19 protein-coding genes are annotated in these 18647 nt (G+C 62.5%); 8 read left to right on the plus strand and 11 right to left on the minus strand.

Going from position 1 to position 18647, the window contains the following annotated elements:
* The first annotated feature begins 85 nt into the window (after nt 1–85).
* Complete coding sequence (locus DBV08_RS16270) at nt 86–748, plus strand: TetR/AcrR family transcriptional regulator (RefSeq protein WP_124568095.1); 663 nt, start codon at nt 86–88, stop codon at nt 746–748.
* 6 nt (nt 749–754) lie between these two features.
* Here DBV08_RS16270 and DBV08_RS16275 read toward each other — a convergent pair whose 3' ends face one another.
* Nucleotides 755–1975: an SfnB family sulfur acquisition oxidoreductase gene (locus DBV08_RS16275; RefSeq protein WP_124568096.1), complete on the minus strand. Its 1221-nt coding sequence runs from the start codon at nt 1973–1975 to the stop codon at nt 755–757.
* Nucleotides 1976–2073: 98 nt separating this feature from the next.
* Here DBV08_RS16275 and sfnG point away from each other — a divergent pair, with 98 nt between their 5' ends.
* The gene (gene sfnG / locus DBV08_RS16280) at nt 2074–3198 is read left to right on the plus strand and encodes a dimethylsulfone monooxygenase SfnG (RefSeq protein WP_124568097.1); all 1125 of its coding nucleotides are present in this window, start codon (nt 2074–2076) and stop codon (nt 3196–3198) included.
* 20 nt (nt 3199–3218) lie between these two features.
* Here the strand turns inward: sfnG and DBV08_RS16285 are convergent, their stop codons facing one another.
* Nucleotides 3219–4739: an aldehyde dehydrogenase family protein gene (locus DBV08_RS16285; RefSeq protein ID WP_124568098.1), complete on the minus strand. Its 1521-nt coding sequence runs from the start codon at nt 4737–4739 to the stop codon at nt 3219–3221.
* Nucleotides 4740–4866: 127 nt separating this feature from the next.
* Between DBV08_RS16285 and DBV08_RS16290 the strand changes: the two genes are divergently transcribed.
* Nucleotides 4867–6009: an acyl-CoA dehydrogenase family protein gene (locus DBV08_RS16290; RefSeq protein ID WP_095972794.1), complete on the plus strand. Its 1143-nt coding sequence runs from the start codon at nt 4867–4869 to the stop codon at nt 6007–6009.
* A gap of 9 nt (nt 6010–6018) precedes the next feature.
* Nucleotides 6019–6711 (plus strand): GntR family transcriptional regulator, encoded by a 693-nt coding sequence (locus tag DBV08_RS16295; RefSeq protein ID WP_124568099.1) that lies wholly within the window; start codon nt 6019–6021, stop codon nt 6709–6711.
* Between the two features lie 2 nt (nt 6712–6713).
* Here the strand turns inward: DBV08_RS16295 and DBV08_RS16300 are convergent, their stop codons facing one another.
* A complete protein-coding gene (locus tag DBV08_RS16300; RefSeq protein WP_235170517.1) occupies nt 6714–7346 on the minus strand; it encodes a TetR family transcriptional regulator in 633 nt (210 codons plus the stop codon).
* Between the two features lie 144 nt (nt 7347–7490).
* Here DBV08_RS16300 and DBV08_RS16305 point away from each other — a divergent pair, with 144 nt between their 5' ends.
* The 3 genes from DBV08_RS16305 (at nt 7491) to DBV08_RS16315 (ending at nt 10865) form a co-directional block, all read left to right on the plus strand.
* A complete protein-coding gene (locus DBV08_RS16305; RefSeq protein WP_124568101.1) occupies nt 7491–8291 on the plus strand; it encodes an oxygenase MpaB family protein in 801 nt (266 codons plus the stop codon).
* Nucleotides 8292–8395: 104 nt separating this feature from the next.
* Complete coding sequence (locus DBV08_RS16310) at nt 8396–9535, plus strand: serine hydrolase (RefSeq protein WP_124568102.1); 1140 nt, start codon at nt 8396–8398, stop codon at nt 9533–9535.
* 178 nt (nt 9536–9713) lie between these two features.
* Nucleotides 9714–10865: a GGDEF domain-containing protein gene (locus DBV08_RS16315; protein ID WP_260395615.1), complete on the plus strand. Its 1152-nt coding sequence runs from the start codon at nt 9714–9716 to the stop codon at nt 10863–10865.
* 9 nt (nt 10866–10874) lie between these two features.
* On the opposite strand, the gene DBV08_RS16320 is transcribed toward DBV08_RS16315, so the two are convergent.
* On the minus strand, nt 10875–11078 hold the full coding sequence (locus DBV08_RS16320) for a DNA-binding protein (protein ID WP_124568103.1): 204 nt from the start codon (nt 11076–11078) through the stop codon (nt 10875–10877).
* A 32-nt stretch (nt 11079–11110) separates the two neighbouring features.
* The gene (locus DBV08_RS16325) at nt 11111–12562 is read right to left on the minus strand and encodes an MFS transporter (protein WP_124568104.1); all 1452 of its coding nucleotides are present in this window, start codon (nt 12560–12562) and stop codon (nt 11111–11113) included.
* Between the two features lie 63 nt (nt 12563–12625).
* Here DBV08_RS16325 and soxR point away from each other — a divergent pair, with 63 nt between their 5' ends.
* Nucleotides 12626–13066, plus strand: coding sequence for a redox-sensitive transcriptional activator SoxR (soxR, locus tag DBV08_RS16330; RefSeq protein WP_060937845.1), 441 nt, complete (start codon nt 12626–12628; stop codon nt 13064–13066).
* A gap of 12 nt (nt 13067–13078) precedes the next feature.
* Here soxR and DBV08_RS16335 read toward each other — a convergent pair whose 3' ends face one another.
* From DBV08_RS16335 to DBV08_RS16360, 6 genes are all read right to left on the minus strand, one after another.
* A complete protein-coding gene (locus tag DBV08_RS16335; protein WP_124568105.1) occupies nt 13079–13885 on the minus strand; it encodes an ABC transporter ATP-binding protein in 807 nt (268 codons plus the stop codon).
* Between the two features lie 15 nt (nt 13886–13900).
* Nucleotides 13901–14605, minus strand: coding sequence for a FadR/GntR family transcriptional regulator (locus tag DBV08_RS16340; protein WP_124568106.1), 705 nt, complete (start codon nt 14603–14605; stop codon nt 13901–13903).
* Between the two features lie 151 nt (nt 14606–14756).
* Entirely contained in the window at nt 14757–16190 is a 1434-nt protein-coding gene (locus tag DBV08_RS16345; RefSeq protein ID WP_124568107.1) for an NAD(P)/FAD-dependent oxidoreductase, read from the minus strand.
* A complete protein-coding gene (locus tag DBV08_RS16350; RefSeq protein ID WP_124568108.1) occupies nt 16191–16475 on the minus strand; it encodes a (2Fe-2S)-binding protein in 285 nt (94 codons plus the stop codon).
* Nucleotides 16465–17670: an FAD-binding oxidoreductase gene (locus tag DBV08_RS16355; RefSeq protein ID WP_124568109.1), complete on the minus strand. Its 1206-nt coding sequence runs from the start codon at nt 17668–17670 to the stop codon at nt 16465–16467. Before DBV08_RS16355 ends, DBV08_RS16350 begins: the two co-directional genes overlap by 11 nt.
* Nucleotides 17667–18599, minus strand: a complete 933-nt coding sequence (locus DBV08_RS16360; RefSeq protein ID WP_124568110.1) for a dihydrodipicolinate synthase family protein — start codon at nt 18597–18599, stop codon at nt 17667–17669. Before DBV08_RS16360 ends, DBV08_RS16355 begins: the two co-directional genes overlap by 4 nt.
* Between the last annotated feature and the right edge of the window lie 48 nt (nt 18600–18647).

The following is an 18647-nucleotide window of genomic DNA, read 5'->3' on the forward strand; positions in this document are numbered from 1 at the left end:
TAGTTAGGTTTACCTTGCTGACGATCGAGATGCAAGGGGTTCCCCGGGGGGAGAGCGTCGTAGCGGGAACGCGCACAATCGACGAATGGCCGAAAAGATGGAACCGAGATCCCCGCGGCTCGGACGTCCCCCGACTATCACGTCGGAGCAGATAGTCGAAGAAGCGAAACGGCAACTTCAGTCCGGCGGCGCCGACGCGCTGAGCATGCGAGCGCTGGCGAAGTCGCTCGGCACCACGCCGATGGCGCTGTACCGGCACGTGGGCGACAAGGAACAGCTGATCAGCGCGGTTCTCGACGTGTACTCACAAGACCTCGGCTCTCTGGTCCTGCCCCAGGATCAGGTCGAGCGACTTCGCACGATCTTCACCGCGATCTTCGAAACACTCGCATCGGAGCGTTGGATCATCGAGCTGCTTCAGCGCGGTGGGCGTGGTGGGAGCGGTGCCGTGGTTTTGGTTGACCGGGCCATGGCCGCGTGTGTCGAACTCGGCATGTCGCCCCGTCGCGCTCTGCTGGTCTATCGAGCGCTGTGGAACTACACACTCGGCGCACTGCTCAACATCTACGACACCGCCGCGCGACCGGAAGGCAGTGTGTCACCTCTCGCGGTCAAGATCCGAGAAATCGGGCCCGAGAAGCTGCCGGTACTCAGTGAGGTGCTCGAGGACTGGCCGGGAGGGACGACGACCGAGAGTTACCTGGAAGGTCTCGAAGTCTTGATCAGCGGATACGTGAATTCCGACTGAGTGGGCTTACAGCAGTCCGTGCCTCGGTGGGACCGTGCCCGACAGCGTCCAGCGGCCGATATGTTGGACCTTCCACCTCGTCGGATCGTGCAGGGTGTGCGTGCGTGCGTCACGCCAGAATCGCGAGAGGTTCGCTGATTCACCCGCGCTTCTGGTGCCACCGATCTCGAACAGGGTGCTCGTAGCCGCCAACGACGCTCGCGCTCCGACCACCTTGGCAGTTGCAGCGTCGATGGATGCTCGGGCCGTGGAGTCCTCGGTGGGATCTCGCCTCGCCACGTCGATCGATCGCGCCGCTTCCGCCAACAGGGATCGGGCAGCGCGAACCTCGATGGCTGCTTCGCCGGCGAGTTGAACGAGCAGTGGATCCTCCACTGCTGTATCGACTTTCGCCTCGAAGAACGGACGCGCTTTTGCGGCGAGTTCTACGGATTCACGCAGCGCAGCTGATGCAATGCCGGTGTCGATCGCGGCGTGCAGAATCTGGGCCTGTGCCCCGTAGGTGGTCGGGTGAGTGAACAGCGACGTGAAGGGGACGACATTGAACCGCGGCACCGACACGGATTCGAGGATCACGGTTCCGCTTGCAGTTGTCTTCTGCCCCATGCCGTCCCAGTCGTCGACGATCGACAGTCCGGGAGTATTCCGGGGCAGGTAGACCGCAGACTTCACTTGAGCGCCGGTCTCCGTGAACTGATCGGCATTAGCCGCGCGCACGACGATCCAGTCCGCGAAAAGTGCTCCTGTGCAATAGAACTTGCGACCTTCGAGCACGAAGTCGTCCCCGTCGGGGGTCAGGGTGGTGCCGTCGATGTCGATGGTCTTGTTGCCGCGTTCGCTCTGCGCGTTGGCGAACTGCTTACCCGACAACGCCTCGGCGTAGAAGAACTGTTTCTGCTCGTTCGACCCCTGGTACCGGAGCGCTTCCAGGAAAGTGAAGTGGCTGTGCGGAATCTGCGCGATGCTGGGATCGCCTTCGGCGAGCAAACGGAAGACCTCGGCCAACGTCTCGGTGCTCGCGTCGATGCCGCCGAACTCCGTCGGCACGGATAGTCCGAGCAGGCCGGACTGCGCCAGGGTGCGGACCTCGTCTTCGGGAAGGAGGCGCTGCGCATCGCGGACACCGGCGCCTGCCGCGAACTCGGCGGACAGCTGCGACGCTACCGAGAGTGCCTCGTCTTCGCTGGTGATGCGGTGCGCGATCTCCTGAATGTCCACAGCAGTCATGCTGCCACCGTTTCACAGTCGCAGCACCCACCCAACACTTACAACCTGTGTGATCGCTACCCTGGAAACCCCTGGGAACTGCATGTTTGCTGGGTTTCATGTCTACTGAACGTATCGCCGACGAGATCAAGTTCGCCTACTGGGTGCCCAATGTCAGTGGTGGTCTGGTCACCTCCGACATCGAGCAGCGGACCAGCTGGGACTACGAGTACAACAAGAAGCTGGCGCAGACCGCGGAGAACAACGGCTTCGAGTACGCCCTGAGTCAGGTTCGCTACGAGGCGAGCTACGGGGCCGAGTTCCAGCACGAATCCACGAGCTTCAGTCTTGCGCTGCTCTTGGCCACCGAGAAGCTCAAGGTCATCGCCGCGGTGCACCCCGGACTCTGGCAGCCGGCCGTGTTGGCGAAACTGGGCGCTACCGCTGACCACCTGTCGAATGGACGATTTGCCGTCAACGTCGTCAGCGGTTGGTTCAAGGACGAGTTCACCCATCTCGGCGAGCCGTGGCTCGAGCACGACGAGCGCTATCGTCGCAGCGCCGAGTTCCTTCAGGTTCTTCGTAAGATCTGGACCGAGGACGACGTCGATTTCCGCGGTGACTTCTACCGCATTCACGACTTCACGTTGAAGCCGAAGCCGCTGAACACTCCGGATCGCCCCAATCCCGAACTGTTCCAAGGTGGTAACTCGGCGGCTGCCCGTGAGAACGCCGGTCGCTATTCGGATTGGTACTTCAGTAACGGCAAGGACTACGACGGAGTCACCGAACAATTGGTCGACGTCCGCCGTGTTGCTCGTGAGAACGATCGGGAGGTCAAGTTCGGGCTCAACGGGTTCATCATCGCCCGCGATACCGAGGCCGAGGCGAAAGACACGCTGCGCGAGATCATCGCCAAGGCGAACCGTCCTGCAGTCGAGGGATTCAAGAATGCAGTCCAACAGGCCGGCGCGTCGACCGCGTCCAAGGACGGGATGTGGGCGGATTCGACATTCGAGGACTTGGTCCAGTACAACGACGGCTTCCGCTCACAACTGATCGGCACGCCGGAACAGATCGCCCATCGGATCGTCGAATATCGCCGCCGCGGTGTCGATCTGATTCTCGGCGGATTCCTGCACTTCCAGGAAGAGATCGAGTACTTCGGGGCCAAGGTGCTCCCGCTGGTTCGCGAACTCGAAGCAGCCGACAGTGACGAGCAGGTGCTCGTCACCGCCGGCTGATCACCGCGGGCGCTGGTGATTCAGGACTTTGCGTGGCGCTTCGCCAGCATCCAACGAGAGATCTTCATGTCCTGAGCTTTTCGCTCGATGGTCAGCAGGTCCAGCGGAGCGCTGAACTTCTGAACGGCCAGTGATTTCACGCTGCTGAACTCACGCAGTCCGTCGGCTCCGTGGATTCGACCGAATCCGGAATCGCCGACCCCGCCGAATGGCAGGGCGGCGATTCCGGCGAATCCGAGAACCGAATTGACCGTGACTACACCACATTCGAGCTTCTCGGCAATCGCTCGCCCCTTCGACGAACTCTTGGTGAACACCGAGGCGCCCAAGCCGTACTTCGACGCGTTGGCGCGCTCGATCCCCTCGTTCATGTCGGCCACCTTGTTCACCACGACGCTCGGGCCGAAGGTTTCCTCGGTGATCGCGGTGGAATCCTCCGGAACATCCGTCAGGATGATCGGATCGATGAACGGGCCGTTGAACGAATCAAGTCCGCCGAGTACAGCTTTCGCGCCGCGACCGAGAGCGTCTTCGATCTGGCCCCGAACTATCGCGGTTTGCTTTCCCAGCGTCATCGGCCCGTAGGTCGAGCTGTCGGTGGCACCGGCGTGGGCGTCCCGTAACGCGGTTGTGAGTTTGGACAGGAAGGCGTCGTACACGGGCGCTGCGACGTAGATTCGCTCGACGCCGGCGCAGGTCTGTCCGCCGTTGCCCACTGCTCCGAACGCGGCGAAGCTCACGGCCGCATCGAGGTTGGCGTCGGAGTCCACCAGCATGGCGTCCTTGCCGCCACATTCGGCGACCAGGGGAGTGAGGGTGTCCGCGCAGGCGGCCATCACGCGCTTCGCGGTAGCGGTCGAACCGGTGAAGGCGATCTTGTCGACACCGGACGAACACAGAAGTGCGCCGGTTTTGCCGTCACCGGTAATGGTCTGCAGGACAGGGTGTCCGGGTGCGGCGATGTTCCACAACCGCGCCAATTCGACGCCGACACCTGGTGAGAGTTCGCTCGGTTTGAAGACGACGGCATTACCGGCGGCCAATGCGTAGCCGATCGACCCCATCGGTGTGTACAGCGGATAGTTCCAGGGGCCGATCACGCCGACGACACCCATCGGCCGGTAGCCGACCGATGCCGACTGGTTGGCGCTGATCAGTCCTGCGCCGACGCGTCTGCGGCGCAACACTTTCTGGGCGTTGCGTGCCGCCCAGTCGAGATGTTCGACGGCCAGCATGACTTCGAGTAGTGCGTCGTCGCTGGGCTTTCCCGTCTCGGCGGAGATGATCGCTGCCATCGATTCGGCGTGAGTGGCGATCGCGGCGCGGAAATTGCCGAGCACCTTCCGGCGCCCTTGGAATCCGAGTTGATCCCACCACTTCGACGCGGTTCGCGCCGCGGCGACCGCCTTCTCGATCGCCTGCTGATCGGCGATGGGGTGCTGCGCGACCACGGAGTCGTTGCGAGGGTCGAGGCTCGCGAAGGTGTGATCGTCCGATTTCAGATCTGTAGACGTGCTCTGGCGGCCGAGCTGTTCTGTCATGTTCTTCAGATCCTCCACATGTCGGTGCATCACATATATGTGATGTGATTTACTGTGCTGGTAGTCACAGTATGCGTCGGACGGAGCTCCGACAAGCCTCCAGCCTCATCTCACTCGGGAGTTTTCGATGTACATGGATTTCACGCAGGAGCAGTCTGATTTCGCCAAATCGGTAGCGGCGTTCTGTAAGAAGGAAAGTGGCACTCGTGAGCAGCGAGATCTGCTGACCGATCATGGCGCCCACAATCACAACCAGGCGTTCTACGAGAAGATGGCGGAATTGGGATGGCTCGGACTGACTGTCCCGGAGGAGTACGGCGGATCGGCCGGAAGCACGGTTGACCTGTGCATCTTCCTGGAGGAAGCAGCCAAGGGGATGGCGCCGATCGGTGGACTCGGCCCGACTGTCATCACGGGAGCCGCGTACGAGAAGTTCGGTAGTCCGGCGCAAAAGGAAGCAGTGCTCGGCGGGATCGTTCGTGGCGCTTCGCAGTCGATCTCGATGTCCGAACCCGAAGCGGGCTCCGACGTGGGCAACCTGAGTTGCCGCGCCGAGAAGGTCGACGGTGGGTGGCTGATCAACGGACAGAAGACGTGGTGCTCCAACGCTCACTTCGCCGAGAACATCCTCCTCGTGGCTCGTACATCAAGGGGCGAGGGCAAGCACGAGGGCCTGACGATGTTCCACGTCCCGGCCGACATCTCCGGATTGAAGATCAGCGGAATCGACACCATGGGCGGCAAGGAGGTCAACGATCTCTACTTCACCGACACGTTCCTGCCCGAGGACGCGGTGGTCGGGGACGTCGGCAACGGCTGGCGTCAGCTCATGGCCGGGCTCAACATCGAACGCCTCATCCTTGCCGCGATGATGCTCGGGACCGCGCAGCGGGCCTTCGACGACACCCTCGAATTCGTCACTACGCGTAAGCAGTTCGGCCGTCCGGTCGGATCGTTTCAGGCACTTCGCCACCGGATCGCGGATCTCGCCACCGAGATCGAATGTGGCCGTCTACTGGTCTACAGCGTTGCCCGCATGGTCGACGCCGACCCGACCAAGATGTTCCCGAGGGAAGCATCGATGGCCAAGCTCAAGCTGACCGAGACCGCCAAGAAGGTCGCGCTCGAAGGCATGCAGATGATGGGTGGGTACGGTTACGCCACTGAGTTCGACATGGAGCATCATGTGCGAAAGACTCTTGTGTCCTCCATTTATGGTGGTACCAACGAGATTCAGCGAGACATCATCGGCAAAACGTACGGACTGTGAGGATCGGTTGTGGCAACGTCTGCACGCACTCGGAGGGCGACATCTGAGCTGAGGAGGCGGCCACAGTTGTCGGAGGACGTGGCCAACCACGTTCGCAACCTGATCATGTCCGGCTCGGTCCGCCCGGGCGAGTTCGTCAGGCTGGACGAAACCGCGGCCGACCTCGGGGTCAGCGTCACGCCGGTGCGAGAAGCCCTCGTCGCATTACGCGGCGAGGGGATGGTCGAGTTGGTTCCACATCGCGGCTATCTCGTCTCGCCGCTGAGTCGCCAGGACATCGAAGACATCTTTTGGTTGCAGGGGCAGATCGCGGTCAAGCTGGCGTTGCGGGCGATGGACAGCATCACTGCTGATCAACTGGTGGAACTTACGGAACTCAATGCCGATTTGCGAGCGGCGGTCGACGCCTCGGATGCTGCTGCGATCGAGCAGTGCGAATTCGAGTTCCATCGCCTGATCAATCGCGCTGCGGGTGGTGCGAAACTGGCGTGGTTCCTGTTCGGCGCGATTCGGTACACCCCTGCTCGTCTCTACGCGACGGATCCAGGCTGGGGTGAGCTTGCGGTGTCGAGCCACGACGCGTTGATCGAGGCGTTCGAGAAGCACGATCGAGAACAGGTGGACGCGCAGATGAGTCTGCAGTTCTCCGACGGCGCTGCTCGACTTCTCGCTCACCTCGACAACATCGGGATCTGGGACTGAATTCAGTCAGGCTCTCGAGACGGAGGTAGGGCGGGAGCGAGCAGGATCGCTGCGCATTCGGCGACCAGTTCTTCTTCCGTCACGTCGATGTAGCCGTCGAGCCATGCACTGAGGGTCTGCGCCAGACCGCCGACCAGGAAGGTTGCCGTCAGCGTCAGGTGGCCGCTGTCATCCAAACGGTAGAAGGTCTTGGCGTTGGCGGCCAGGAGACCGATGAAAATCGTCGTCGACGCTCGTCGTTTCTCGGCCAGGACAGGGCTCGTCAGGGCGCTGGAGAACAGTAGACGTCCGCGACGGGGATCGTTCGCGATAGTGCGGACGATGTTCGCGATTCCGGCGAGCGCCTTGCCGCGTTCGGTCTCGGCGGCGTCCACCGCGGCCTGGGTCGAAACGGCGATGTCCGTGATGACGGTGTCGTAGACGGCGGACATCAGAGCATCACGATCGGTGAAGCTCTCGTAGAAGTACCTCGCCGCGACACCGGCCTTCTTGCACACTCCGCGGACCGTCAGTTCGGGCTCGGTCGAACCCATGAGTTCTAGACCGGCCTCGATCAGCGTCTCTCGTCGTTGGGCTACGCGGAGCGCGCCGTCGACGCCACCGTACGAACGCGGTTGGTCATTCATGAAGACCATCTTTGCATCCCGAGATTGCTTGACATCTCGGCATTTCAGCGTTTCACTCATCTGAGAACGTGCGTTCGCAGATATGACTTCGAAGGGGTTCTGCCATGACGGCGAGTAGGGATTCGATGGACGGGCGCGGGGAGGCGGTGGCGGATGGCAGTCGAGAGGGCGATGTCCGGGCTCGGACTGTTGGCTGCCGGCGCGAATGTCATCATGCAGTTGGCGCGTCCGGCGGTGGGGTACGGCGTGTACGAGAGCAAGGTCGAGACCGGACGGTTGGATCGGCATCCGGTGAAGCGAACCCGGACGACGTTGACCTATCTCGCTGTCGCGAGCCTGGCGACTGACGAAGAGAAGAAGCTGTACCGACATGCCGTCAACGGCTCGCACAAACACGTTCGCTCCGATGAGAACAGTGCGGTCGAGTACAACGCTTTCGATCCGGAACTTCAGTTGTGGGTAGCCGCCTGTCTGTATCGAGGCTTCGAGGATGTCTACACAATCTTGTACGGGGATCTCGATCCAGTTACTCAGGATGCGTTCTATCAGCGAAGCGCCACGTTCGGCACGACCCTCCAGATGCGACGCGACATGTGGCCGGCGGACCGGGATGCGTTCGAGGTCTACTGGAACGAGAACCTCGACAAGGTGGCGATCGACGAGACGATTCGTGAGCATCTGTACGGGATCGCGTCGGCGACCTTCACGCCGAAGTTGTTGCATCCGGTGGTCGGCCCACTCAACCGGTTTGTCACCACCGGGTTCCTGCCCCAGACCTTCCGTGACGAAATGCGGCTCCCGTGGTCAGCGCGTCGGCAGCGTAATTTCGACCGATCCATGCGTGTCGCCGCGCTGGTCAATCGGTTCAGCCCGAAGATTCTGCGGATGTTCCCCTACAACTTCTACCTCTGGGATCTACGTCGGCGCATTGCCAAGGGAATCCCGTTGGTCTGAGCCGACTCTCGAACTTGAAGTGATTGACACCACAGGTAAATCGGACACATACTCAACTTAGTTGAAGTTGACGTCAAGTTTCATCATTCCTGTGGAGGCTGTCAGTGGCGAACATCGAAGGCGTATGTGACCAGCGGTTCTCTGGCTTGAAGGAGGCGCTGGCACGCAATCTCGATTCCGGCGAGGATGTCGGGGCGGCGATCGCACTGACGATCGACGGCGAACCCGTCGTCGACATGTGGGGCGGGTGGATCGACGCAGAACACACTGCACCGTGGGCCCGCGACACCGTCACCAACGTCTGGTCCTGCAGCAAGACCGTGACCGCACTGGCCGCGCTCATGCTCGTCGACCGTGGGTTGCTCGATCTGGATGCCCCCGTCGCGCAGTACTGGCCCGAGTTCGCAGCAGCCGGGAAGGACCGCATCCAGGTCCGGCAACTGTTGTCGCATACGTCGGGTGTGTCGGGGTGGGATCAACCGTTCACCTTGGAGAACATCTGCGACGACGAATATGGCACCGCACGGTTGGCCACTCAGGCTCCCTGGTGGGAACCGGGAACCGCGTCCGGATATCACGCTCTCAACTACGGCCACCTGATCGGCGAGGTCGTCAGGCGCATCGACGGGCGAACCCTCGGCCGCTTCATCGACGAGGAGATCGCGGGTCCGCTCGATGCAGATTTCCGCCTGGGGCTGCCGAAGTCGGAGTACGGCCGAGTCTCGAATGTCATTGCGCCCCCGCCGTTGCCGATCGACGTCGCGGCACTCGGGATGGACAACATCATGGTGAAGACGTTCACTGCGCCGCCGGCCGATGCAACAGGTTCGTGGACCGACGGGTGGCGCGCTGCCGAGATCGGTGCGGCCAACGGACATTCGAATGCGAGGGCGCTCGCACGTATTCAATCGGTGATCGCGTGCGGCGGCAAGGTCGGTGACGTCCGTCTGTTGTCGGAGGAAACGATCGACAAGATCTTCGAGGAGCAGTCGTACGGGGTCGACCTCGTCCTGGGTGTGCCGGTCCGTTTCGGCGTCGGATTCGGCCTGCCGACGCCCGAGTCCGTGCCGTTCATTCCGGAGGGACGAATCTGTTTCTGGGGCGGTTGGGGTGGGTCGCAGATCATCATCGACACCGACAAGCGCATGACCTTCTCCTACGTGATGAACAAGATGGGGCCGGGCCTGCTCGGTTCGGAACGATCGGCGCAGTACGTATCGGCTGCCTACAGCGCTCTGAGCTGATCGGACGTGCAGTGTTGATCGACGGAACAGAGGCGTCGGCGTTACTCGAATCCTTGCCGAGTAATAGCTCACCGGTGTTCGGTTAAGCGTCCTCGGTAATCCGGCAGAACGGTTGGTTTGCCCGACCGGAGCTGACTATGCTGCCGGATATGCCAGTGTGCTCCGGGGGGAAATCAGCGTGTCCGCAACGTCGAAGTGTGCCGAAAGGTTGCACAAGCGTCTCGGCGGTTCGTCGATGAGTGGTTTGATCGAAGTCGTCGGACGCTGGTGGCAGACGCCCGACCAGTTTCACACGTTCAGTCGCTATCTCGAAGATCGCGGTTTCTTCACTGCCTGCCGGGTGTTGGTCGGCGGAACGGCGTTCTGGATGGGATTGGTGTTGCTGTCGGCCCGATTCAGTGACGTCGGTCCGCAAGGGACGTTCTGGCGGGCGGTCAATCTGACGGTCATCGTGTTGTGCCTCGGCGCGGCTCTTGTCTGGTGGGTGTTCCCGCCGACGCCGCTGTGGTCGTACACCTTCGTCGTGGGTTCCGACATCGCGATTGCGGCAGCAGCGGCAACCGATTCGGAACCGCTGGGCCGACTGATCGCGTGTGTCGTGTTTGCGTCGATCGGCGGCTATATTGCGTTCTTTCACAATCCGAAACTCCAAGTCGGTCACCTGGTCTTCGCCTCGATGGTCACGGTGCTTTCGGGGTGGACTTTGTTGTTCGGGCCAGCAGCGGACGTCGGCTTGGGGTTGGCGAAAATCGCGGTCGTGATGGCCACCATCATCGTGATTCCCGTTGTGTCGCAAATCGTTCTGGCGGTCCTCGGTTCGGATGCCACCACCTCCGACATCGACCCGTTGACCGGACTGCTCAATCGTCGCGGACTGGCGCGTCGGGTGAACGACCTCATGGATGCTCCGATCACCGAGTCCGACGCGCTGCTCGTGGTGGTGATCGACCTCGACCGATTCAAGACGATCAACGACGTTCACGGCCACGACGTGGGAGACAGCACGATCATGCGAACTGCACTGCGTATTCGTCTGTGGACAACCAAATCCGCGCTGACGGCCAGGATGGGAGGCGACGAGTTCGTCGTGGTGGAGCGCGTGCCCGTCAATGCGATCGCCAGGCTGGAAGGACAGATCCGCTCGGCCATGGACGGAGCAACCGACGATCCGCGGACGAGTGCCAGCGTCGGAATGGCGGTCCGGACCGCGCCACGGCATCCGGACGAGTCGGTGGACGATGCTTTCGCCGAACTCTTCCGTGTTGCGGATTCGGCGATGTACGAAGCAAAGCGGGAAGGCGGCAACCAGGTTCGCGCGAGCCTGGTCTGATGTGAGATCTCAGTCGGCGAAGCTCAGACCGCGTTCGGAGAGTGCTTCACGCAGAATCCTCAGTGCCTTCGGCCCCATCCCGTGCAAAGCGCCCAGTTCTTTCTCGGATACGGACGTCAGCTGTGCGAGTCGGGTGTAACCCGCCCCGATCAGCGCGCGCTGCGCGGGAGCCCCTGTTTTCGGGAAGTCGGTGTCCGGATCTGGTTCTGTCACTGGTCAACTCCTCGTGTGGGGTTTTCCACAGTCTAGCGAGTGTCGTGAACGATGTCGGGTCGGTCGAGTGCGCTTTCGGATCGGTCGATCTTGTCGAGCCGTCGCGGAAGTGCGCGGACTGCTACGGCAATGCCGACGATCGCTATCGCGGCGAATGTGACGAGAAGCAGCTGCGCAGAACGTAGCGTCGACGGTTCTCCGATGTTCACCAGAACTCCGGCCAGGGCTGCGCCGAAGGCATTGGCGATCAGCTGCACGGTGTTGATGGCAGCCGAGGCACGCGCCCCTTCGCCGGGATCGGTTACCGACGTCATCGCACCGACTGCAAGATGAGGCCAGGCGATGCCGATTCCGACGCCGGCGACCAACAGTCCGATCACCCACGCGACGATCGCACCGGCGCCGGCATGTTCGGTGAGGAATGCCGCCATGATGCCCAAACCGATCGCGACGAGGATCGGACCGCTGACAACGATTCGCCGCACCATTCGAGGGGCCGTCGCCGAGGCGCTCGGGATCTCGCCGAGAGTCCAGCCCAGAGCCAGTGCGGCGCCGAGGAATCCGGCTGCGAGCGGCGCCATCCCGGCAAGTCGTTGGCCGAAGAGGGGGATGAACGTCTCGACGGTCGACGCTACCGCGAGGACCACGATTGTCAGGTACACCCACTTGAGGGATGACGCGTTGAACGTCGACGGTGGTAGTACGCCGTGGCGCGAGCGGCGGTCTGCTGCGACAAAAGCGACCAGTAGCAGCACGGCGGCGAGAACCATCGCTGCAGTCACCGCGATATTGGACAGGATCCCCGCCACGCTGACCAACAAAGCCGCCGCAGTCAGCAGTGCCAGTGAGAGGACCGGCACCGGACTGCTGGTGGTGCTGCCCGGTTCGTGCGCGGGCAGAGCACCGGGAACGAGAGCTGCGACTGCGATCGTCGCGATGACCAGAACGCCGAAAGCCCACCGCCAGGCGCCGAATTGAGCAAACACTCCGCCGATGGCGGGCCCGGCGAAGGTGCCGACTCCCCACATCGCCGAGACCAACGCGGCCCCGCGGGTCCACAGATGTCTGGGGAGCGCGGCATTGATGACGGCGTAGCCGAGACCAGCCAGCAGGCCACCTCCCGAACCCTGGATCGTGCGGCCGACCAACAGCAATTCCATGGTCGGGCTGACCGCACAGACGACGGTGCCGAGTGCGAAGATTGCGAGGCCGATCAGGTAGGCCCCGCGCGGGCCCCTGGCGGCGAGGACGTTGGTGACCAGCATCGAAGAGATGACGGAAGCGATCAGGAAGACCGTCGCGGTCCAGGCGTAATACTGCTGACCGCCGATGTCGTCGATGGCAGTCGGAAGCAGGCTGGTCGTCAGGTAGACGTTGGTCGCGTACAGCGCGACTCCGCCTGCGAGGACGGTTGCGGTGCCGAGGTATCGACCGCTCAGGAGCTGCCGCCAGGTTCCGGCGGGAGCATCGGTGGGGGAGTGCATGTTGTCGAAGGTAGAATCTCAAGTGCGCTTCAGGTCAATGTCGCGCAGCCATTGGGAGGCAGAATGATCCGTAAGAGTGACGAACTTCTCTCGATCGGTGAGGTATCGGCGCGAACCGGCGTCGCCGTGTCGGCGGTGCGCTACTACGAAACACTCGGTTTGGTTCCTGCGGAGCGGACGGCGGGAAACATGAGGAAGTTCCCGCGGCACTCGATCCGGCGGGTGTCGCTCATCCAGTTGGCAGTCCGGTTCGGGATACCTCTGGCCGAAGTTGCCGAAGTGTTCGGGTCGTTGCCGCAGGGGCGGACCCCGACGAAGAAGGACTGGCGCAAGATTTCGACGGAGTGGAATCGGCGACTCGAGGATCGTAAGCAGGCCATCGCCCGGATGCAGGACGAACTGACGGGGTGCATCGGCTGCGGGTGTCTGTCACTCAAGACCTGCAACCTGCTCAACCCGGGAGACGAACTGGGCCGGGAGGGGCCCGGCGCCAGACGCCTCTGAAAATCCTGTCGGTCAGACTCTTTCGCGCGGTCTGGATTGTGCATTCCACCGACCACCGCGACGCTCGATCTCGATGGGATGCGAGAAGCACTCGCTGATGTTCTGGGTGGTGATCACATTCTCGGCGAGCCCGCTGGCGGTCACGACTCCATCCTTGATCAGCAGAGCGTGCGTGGTGGTGCTCGGAATCTCTTCGATGTGATGCGTCACCAGAATGCTGGCAAGTGACGGGTTCTGATTGCGGAGGTCGTCCAAAGCCGTCAAGAGTTGTTCGCGCGCAGCCAGATCCAGCCCGGTCGCCGGCTCGTCGAGCAGGAGCAGGCGTGGTTCGACCATGAGCGCGCGGGCGATCAGGGCTCGTCCTCGTTCGCCCTGGGACAGGTTGGGCCACAGTGCGTCCGAGCGCGGTCTCATCCCCAGTAAATCGATCAGTGCGTCGGCGTGAGCCTCTTGTTCCGGAGTCGGTGACCACCGGGGCATCACCTCGGTGGTGTTGGTGAGGCCGGTGATCACGACGTTGCGGACGGTGATCGGAATTCCGATCGTGTGACGCGGGTTCACGTGCCCGATGTCCATCCGCAGTTCCCTCATGTCGACTCGGCCCAGCTTGTGTCCGAGGACGTAGACGGAACCGCGAGTCGGGTGGGCTGTTGCTCCGAGCAGGCTCAGGAGGGTGCTCTTGCCTGCGCCGTTCGCGCCGAGAAGGACCCAGTGTTGTCCGGGTTCGATCGAAATGTTGATGTCTTTCAACAAGTATCGGCCGTCGCGGACGAGATCCACGTGTTCGGTCGACAGAACTGTGCCGGTGGGGTGTTGCACGAGAACTAACCTCTCTTAGGCGTCGAGCACACGCAACCGCCGTAGGACGGTGTCGATGTTCGCTCGTGTTGCCGCTACCGCGGCTTCGGGGTCGGCATCTTGAAGTGCTTCGACCAACTGATCATGGGCATGTGAGGTGTCGGGGACGCCGGCCTCGTGGGCCATCATCTCGACGAGGGATTCACGAAGGAGTGGACGCACCGACGTGAAGAGCGAGAGCAGCACTGCGTTTCCCGACAGCCGAACGACCTCGGTGTGAAAATCGAGATCGACGTCCACGAACTTCTCGACATCACCCTCGAAATGACTGTGTCGCATGGTCAGTCGCCGCCGTAGGCCGTCGAGATCCTCGGGTTGTACCCGCTCCGCGGCCAGCCTGGCGGCCTCGATCTCGAGTGCGCGCCGCACTTCGAAGACCTCGAGGATCCGCGAGCGTCGAAGAAGTTTGGTGAATTCGTCGACGTGCTCGAGTTCGGACGCGGCAGCCACGAAGGTTCCGACGCCGTGTCGGACTTCGAGTAGTCCGTCGCGAGCGAGGAGGCGGATGGCCTCGCGAATCGAGGAACGCCCGACGCCGAGTTCGACGGCGAGGGCCGCCTCGCTCGGTATGCGCTCGGACGGCGCCCACGTTCCTTGCATGATTCGCCCGCGCAGCAACTGTTCGAGTTGCGGTACCAGCGGACCACTGCGAAGGGTGAATCCTGTGTGGTCGTCGGACACGGTTTGCCTCTCGTGGGGGTACCGACAGGGTAGCAACTCGTCAGACGTCTGAGGACTCGGGTTGACGGTGTGTCGGAAGTCGACCGATGCGATTGCACGCGCGCGTGGCGTCATGCTCCGTGTCGGACAAGAGAGGGCCGTTCGACGGTTGTCAGGAGTCGAGTTGGTCCAGCCTTGTAAGCGCTTCGACCGGAACAGGTTTCACAGGGAGATGCGCGGTGAAGTGCCCGGCCTCGGCCAGATTCGTCCCGCGGGCATTCGCGACGAGCGCGCCGACCGTGCCCTCGCAGTAGCGTCCCTGGCATGGTCCCATGCCACTTCGGCATTGCAGCTTGACTGCGCTGGCGGTGGACACGAACGGGTTGTCCTCGAGCGTCGCATCCACCGATGTGCGTGTGACGAGTTCGCAGCGGCAGATGATGGTGTCGGGCGTGGCGAGCGTCGCCAGGGCCTCGCGTTTCGGTTCGAACATCGTCTGGACGACGGTGGAGAACTGCTCCGCCCGGCTGACGCCCTTGTCGGCTGCGGCGAATGTTGCGCCCGATGGTGTGCGGGGGGCTGACAGTTCACGCGCGATCGACAGTCCAGCGAGGTGCCCCTCGGCACGGGCTTGGTCTGCTCCGGCAACCCCGGTCGGCTCACCGGCGACAAAAATTCCGGGAGCGCTGCTCTCCATCCGCTCGTCGTGTGCGACAACCCAACCGCCCTTGGGCGAACTCCAGACCATGCGGCAGTCTGCTTGTCTGGCGAGTTCGGTCGACGGTGAGAATCCGTATCCGAGTACGAGCGTCGACGCCTCACGACGACGTCGACGGTTCGAGACCTTCCAATCTCGGTCCACTCGCGCAAGTTCGACCGATTCGACCGCTCGGTCACCGAAGGCTCCGGTGACTATCGTTCGGGTGCTGACCTTGACACCGCGTGAGACGAGTCGTGCTACAGCCAGCGCGGATTCGGCGAGGAGATCGGTGTGACCGGGAATCGCGCGGCGGGCAGCGACAAGTTCACGTGGGCCGGGAATTCCCCGCGCGAATGCGAGTTCGGAGACGCGAGCACCCTTGGCGACAAGTTGGTCGGCCACGACGACGAGCAGCGGGTGTGATCCGGCGAGTACAAGATCCTCCCCGGCAAGGACATGCTGACTCTTGAGAAGGCTTTGCACAGCGCCTGCGGTCATGACGCCGGGCAACGTCCAGCCAGGGAAGGTGACCGGCATATCGTAGGCACCGGTGGCGATCAGGAGGCGTCGCGCGGAGATCACGCCGCTGACCGTTGGGCCGGAAACTGCGAGTTTCAACGAGATCTCGTCGTTGTCACGGTCGCGAAGAATTCCGTATGCCGTTGTGGAGGTCAGGTGTTCGATGTCTTCGTGGTTTTCGAAGCGCTCCAAGAGTTCGATCGCCCAGCCGTACCCCGCGGTGGGTTTCAGTGCCGCATCCGGAAATTCGACTGGTGGCTGACGAAATATCTGACCACCCGCGCGAATTTGTTCGTCCACGACGACGACATTCAATCCTGCGTCGGCAGCCGCCAGGGCTGCGGCCATGCCTGCAGGTCCGGCACCGATCACGGCGAGGTCGTACATTCAATATCCCTTCGTGGAGGTGACGTCCATCCCGTTGCGGACCGGCGTGATGCAGGCGCGAATCAGAGGGCGACCGTCGATGGTGACCGCGCAGTCGAAGCACGTCCCCATGTTGCAGAACGGCTGCCGCGGGTCCCCGTCCCTGGTGGTGCCGAATTCGTGGATTCCGGCGATAAGAAGCGCGGCGGCGACTGTGTCACCTTCGTGGCAGGGCACGACTCGGCCGTCGAAAGTGATGTCGAGGTCTTTTCCTCGTCGGGTTGGCAGCTTTCGGCTAGGAGACACCGACTCCCCTTTCGTATCGACTCGGATCGTATGGCGTGAGGTCGATTCCGGGCTTTCGCCCGAGCGCCAGTTCTGCGAGTACCTGGGCGAAGCTCGGCCCGAGAGTGAAGGCAGATCCGCCCGTCGCGACAAATGCTCCGGGCGCGCCGGGAACGGGACCGACCAGGGGCAGCTGATCCGGTGTGACCGTCGTGGTGCCCACCCAGGTACGCAGAGCCGGTAGTGGGCCGACGCGTGGAACGACTGCCGTTGCAGCTCTGGCGTTTCCGGCAACGGAGGCACGAAGCAGCTCCGGACGGACCGAGAAGTCCGGAGTCCCGTCGGCATGGGTGACCAGTCGTGCCGGCCAACCCCCGCCGATCAACACGTTGCCGTCGAGGGACTGCTTGAGCGAGAGCCGGGCACCGGCGTGCTGGACGAGGTGGGGAATGAACTTCTCGGTCTTCGCAGTGACCGTCATGGTCAAGGCCAAAGGGATGGTGGGCAGATAGCCGCCGAGCATGTTGCCCAGTTCTGTCGTCCACACACCGGCGGTCAAGATGACCGACTCCGCCGTGACTGTCTGCGCCCGAGGGCTCTCCCCACTGTTCCGGTCCGACAGCGTCACGGACCAGGACGAGCTGTTGCGGTGAAGATCGGTGACTGCGGTCCGGGTACGGACGGTCGCGCCCAGACGGATTGCTGCCCTTGCCATGGTGGGGCCTGCGGTGCGAGTATCTGCCTTACCTTCGATAGGGCAGTACGACGCTGCCACAACGGATTCCGACAGGTACGGTGCGATGGTCCGCACCTCGTTGCCGTCGAGTACGTCGACGTCGAGTCCCCAGGATCGCTCGATCTCGGCCTTGGTCTCGAGCAACGAGGCCTGGGCGGCGTTCTCGGCGAGCATCAGTCCACCGCGCTGCACCAACCCGAGAGGCTCGCCGACTTCTTCTGCGAGTCCTGCCCACAAGCGCGCAGCCTCGAGGTGGAGGGGCATGGCTTCGGCAGCTTGTTTGGCTGCCTCGATTCCCTTTTCGATCATCCGATACTCGAGTTGGAAGTGGAGACTGCCCGCATTCTGCCCGGAAGCGTGCTGGTTGACCTGGTCGCGTTCGACGAGCAGGACGTCGGCGCCTTCTCGGGCGAGCATCCACGCCACCGCACAACCGAGAAGACCGCCGCCGACGATCACGACATCGAATGAGCTTTTCACGGCAACGGTGTCGTCTCGATGTCCAGAGATTCCAGAGTGGTGGCGATGATCTTGACTTCCTCCGCCGTCAGTTCGAGTAGGGGATCACGGACGTAGCCGGCTGGTATGCCCTGCAGACGCAATGCGGTCTTCATGATGGCCTGCTGGTTACCGAACTGGACGCCGTAGTCCGGGGTGAACCAGCTTTCCATGACCACGCGATCACGCGCACCCAACTCGAGTGCTCGTTCGCGGTCACCATCGGCGATGGCACGCCAGAAGTCGGGGTGATCGGATCCGAGCACGCCACCGGACCCCATCAGCCCGTCACCGTGACCGAGAAGAGCGAGATCCGCGCCGAGTGCACTTGTCGGCATCCCGAAGTACCTGACGGAATCTTCGAGTGCGTACATGCCGGCGAGAAAGCCTGCGAAGTTGCCCGTCGAGTTCTTGATCGCCACGACATTCTCGATCTCGGCCAGTTCGGTGAGGATATCGGTGTCGAGGTCGACGATGCATCCACGCGGCCAGTTGTACACGCAGATCGGTAGATCCGTGGCATCGGAGATGTCGGTGTAGAACTTGACGATCTCACGACGGTTCGGCACCACGTAAGGGGGCGGGGTGACGAGGATTCCGTCCAGACCTGCGTCCTCGGCGGCGCGGGCGTGCACTATCGCTTCCTGCTGGGTGAAAGCGTTGCAGGCTCCGATGACGACGAGGTTGTCGCTGCGATGTCTGCCGCCCTCGACGAAGAGTTGCCTACGCTCGTCGGCATTCATCGAAAACCATTCGCCACTGGTGCCGGCCAGGATCACGCCGTGCATTCTCTGTTGAGTGAGCCACCCCATCTGCTCGCCGAACCCATCGAGATCGAGGGCGCCTTCTCGGGTGAAAGGAGTGGTGATCGCGGGAATGTAGCCGGTCCAGCCGACTGTGTTTCTGTTCATGACCGACCTTCGGCATCGGAGCGAAATATTGTGTGGAAACTGATCTGG

Origin of the sequence: Rhodococcus sp. KBW08, from assembly GCF_003852455.1 — a bacterium.
In the GTDB taxonomy this organism is placed as follows: Bacteria; Actinomycetota; Actinomycetes; order Mycobacteriales; family Mycobacteriaceae; genus Rhodococcus_F; species Rhodococcus_F baikonurensis.